This window comes from Butyrivibrio sp. INlla16, from assembly GCF_900104155.1.
Taxonomy (GTDB): domain Bacteria; phylum Bacillota; class Clostridia; order Lachnospirales; family Lachnospiraceae; genus Butyrivibrio.
This window is the reverse complement of record NZ_FMYB01000120.1, coordinates 1-2,955: the sequence shown is the minus strand read 5'-3', so window position 1 is coordinate 2,955 and position 2,955 is coordinate 1. Positions and strand designations below refer to the sequence as shown.

The window sequence follows — 2,955 nt, the reverse complement described above, 5'->3', positions numbered from 1 at the left end:
TTTTGAATGGTTCTAAGGTGTCATGAATAATTCAGGTTAATACATATTTAATAGATAAAAGAAAAACAATAGTTATAATTATTAATGGAACACCATTTTGTGTTCCATTATTTTTACATTTTATATTAAATGGACAAACAATGTCCAATCTGATTGGTAGTATCTAGGTAGACAACAGATCTAATGAGGTAGAAAGATGGCAGAAGATAAGGAAGGCAAGAGTAACCGAGCATTATCCATATATTCACGATTGATGAATGGCCGCATCATCTATAAATCTCAGGAAGCTGAGCGCTTTGGAGTATCAGAAAAGAGCATTCAGCGGGATATAGAACAGATCCGAGAGTTCCTCGACAATCAGGCTGCTACTGATGGGATTCCCAATAACCTTATATATGATTATATGAAAAAAGGATATGTCATCGAACAGGCAGAAGATGCCCATTTTACTAATGACGAGATTCTTGCCACATGTAAGATACTACTTTCGAGCAGAGCTTTTCCCAAAAAAGAAATGAATATAATTCTGGATAAGCTTATAGCATGCTGTGTTCCGGTAAAAAATCAGAAGGTTATATCTGACCTTATGCTAAATGAGAGGTATCACTATGTGGAGCTTACGCATAAGCAAATCATCCTTGATAAAATGATGCTCTTGGGGAATGCTATAGAATTTCAGTACGTAATAGAGTTTGAATATCAGGGAGTACAGGGACATACACCAAAACACAGGGAAGTAGAGCCTTTGGCTATAATGTTTTCTGAATTCTATTTCTATCTTGCAGGAAGAATCAGAAATATAGATAAGAAAACTGCTTTTGCTGATCCCAACGATGCCTTTCCAACAATATACAGAATAGACCGCATCAGAAAGCTGGTTGTCACAGAAGAGCATTTTACCGCGCCATATCGAAACAGGTTTGAAGAAGGTGAATATAAGAAGAGAATCCAGTTTATGTTTGGTGGTAAGCTCCGAAAAGTGAAGTTTAAATATAGCGGGTATTCACTAGACTCTGTCTTAGATAGACTTCCAACAGCAAAGGTAACTGGTGAAGAAGACGGGAAATACATCATCGAAGCAGAAGTATTCGGTGATGGAATTGATATGTGGATTAGAAGCCAGGGAACAAATGTAGAAGTAATTAACTAACATATTATGTAGAAGGAAAATCGCATGAAAAATATAAAGATTAGTTCTGTGTGCTATGAACAGGTACAAGGTCGAAATGTTGATCACTTTTTAAATGAAATACTTGGATTTATAGACTATAAAAAAGCATCTGCAATTTCAGTATTCCCCAGAATCCATGATGTAGAAAAAAAGGAAGTGGTTATAAGTGATGATACCTATGAAGAAATCAGAAATAACTTTAATCAGATGGAAATCATCGATGATGTGGTAGAAACACTTATATGGGCATACTGGTTTATAGGGAGCAATTTATAAATGGATGATTTTTCAAGAAATTGTCAGGAATTAGAAAAATATCTAAGGAATACATCTTTTAATTATAAGGAAGAAATGGCTGAGGCAACTAAAAATTGCTCTTCCAAACTGGATGTATATGACCTTATTTTTGGACTGCTTTTCGGAACACTTGGGGCTGTTTTAGATACGAACGATAAAATAAAAGATTTCCTAGATAAAATTCATGAGGTGTCTAATTCAGATAATCCTTCAGACAAAAACAAAATCATAGATTTGTTTTCTAAAATACTGAAACACAAAGGAGACTGGATGGATCAGGTTCCTGTTATTCAGGAAGATGGTAGAGTAGTTTCGAAGTTTGTTAATAGAAATGCACAGGAAGTTTCAAAATATATATGGAAGGGATCTGCAAATACTCCGCATCGAATCTTTTGGGGGCATGACATTTTTTCATTAAGTCAGGATAATCCCTTTTTCCTTGAAATAAAACAGTATGGTTTTGCGGAAGGTGTACTTCAGGCGGTACGTCATATATTGGCAGACACCTGCTCTAAGCAGGGGCTTCCAATTCCCACCTCATCTTGGTGGGATAAAGTAGATGGAGATAAAAGGACCAATGGGTTATTGGATTATTGTCAAAGATACGCGGATGACGTCTTAGGAAAGAAACAGGGTGGCGGTAACAATGAAGTTTTTAATCAGTTATTCTCTATCCATATGCAGGACGTTCTTGCCAATGGATTCGCTTGTGCAAGCGTAGCTGCATATTGCAAGGCAAGGAACATTTCAGATGAAGAGCGCAAACAACAAATAGTAATTACTGCTTTAGCTGCTAATTTCCTTGGAAGTGCCATATTAGGAGCAGTAGATAAAGGCATTCCACATATAAACTGGATTTGCCTATTTTACCTTACCCAAAGCACATATAAGTTAATAAAAGCCTCGAATAAAAACATAGATATTCTATGGTGCAAGACAGAAGAACTCGTAGCTGAATCAAATAGACTAAATGAATCCGTAATAAAAAAGCAAAGAGAAACAGAACAGGATATAAAATATTTATTATCTCAACCGGATTTAAGGGAAAAAAAGCGCAGTTCTTTGATGGACAGCTTTGAAAGGAGCCAATCATGATACCAGTAGTTGTTGTAACTGCAGCTATAGCCGCGGCTGGCGGCGGAGCAATAGGTGCTTTGGCACGGCAACCAGAAATCAATCGCCTAAAATCACAGATAAAGGTTTTGCAGAAAGAAATATCCGAGGCGCATAGCACCATTGAAAATGCACTTAGAGATATCGAATTACTGGAACTGAAATATCATATCAGCGAAAACAAAGATATTATATTTGATACTTCCAACAAAGATTTCTGTAGTGCCCTATATGCATTTGGATTTTACGAATATTTGGATTTAAAATGCAGATTTTTACGAGGCCTCTGGCATATGTGTGGAAGCCTACGCACCTTAACAACATAACAATATATACTTGAAAAGCCATCTGGCTTTCCTTAAAGTGTAGCTGAC

At 36.4% G+C, this 2,955-nt stretch carries 4 protein-coding genes; all 4 read left to right on the top strand.

Annotated features, from left to right (window positions below; genetic code table 11):
- Nucleotides 1–196 precede the first annotated feature (196 nt).
- The 4 genes from BLR42_RS22160 to BLR42_RS22145 are packed head-to-tail and all read left to right on the top strand — an operon-like array spanning nt 197 to nt 2,907.
- Nucleotides 197–1,150, top strand: coding sequence for a helix-turn-helix transcriptional regulator (locus BLR42_RS22160; protein WP_091873899.1), 954 nt, complete (start codon nt 197–199; stop codon nt 1,148–1,150).
- A 24-nt stretch (nt 1,151–1,174) separates the two neighbouring features.
- Nucleotides 1,175–1,447, top strand: a complete 273-nt coding sequence (locus tag BLR42_RS22155; protein WP_091873896.1) for a hypothetical protein — start codon at nt 1,175–1,177, stop codon at nt 1,445–1,447.
- Nucleotides 1,448–2,563, top strand: a complete 1,116-nt coding sequence (locus BLR42_RS22150; RefSeq protein ID WP_091873894.1) for a hypothetical protein — start codon at nt 1,448–1,450, stop codon at nt 2,561–2,563.
- Complete coding sequence (locus tag BLR42_RS22145) at nt 2,560–2,907, top strand: hypothetical protein (RefSeq protein WP_091873891.1); 348 nt, start codon at nt 2,560–2,562, stop codon at nt 2,905–2,907. The genes BLR42_RS22150 and BLR42_RS22145 overlap by 4 nt, the downstream gene beginning before the upstream one ends.
- Nucleotides 2,908–2,955: the final 48 nt, after the last annotated feature.

What these genes read in the sequence shown, in the direction of transcription:
- BLR42_RS22160 (WP_091873899.1), top strand. Translation starts at nt 197, where the DNA reads ATGGCAGAAGATAAGGAAGGCAAGAGTAACCGAGCATTATCCATATAT.
- BLR42_RS22155 (WP_091873896.1), top strand. Translation starts at nt 1,175, where the DNA reads ATGAAAAATATAAAGATTAGTTCTGTGTGCTATGAACAGGTACAAGGT.
- BLR42_RS22150 (WP_091873894.1), top strand. Translation starts at nt 1,448, where the DNA reads ATGGATGATTTTTCAAGAAATTGTCAGGAATTAGAAAAATATCTAAGG.
- BLR42_RS22145 (WP_091873891.1), top strand. Translation starts at nt 2,560, where the DNA reads ATGATACCAGTAGTTGTTGTAACTGCAGCTATAGCCGCGGCTGGCGGC.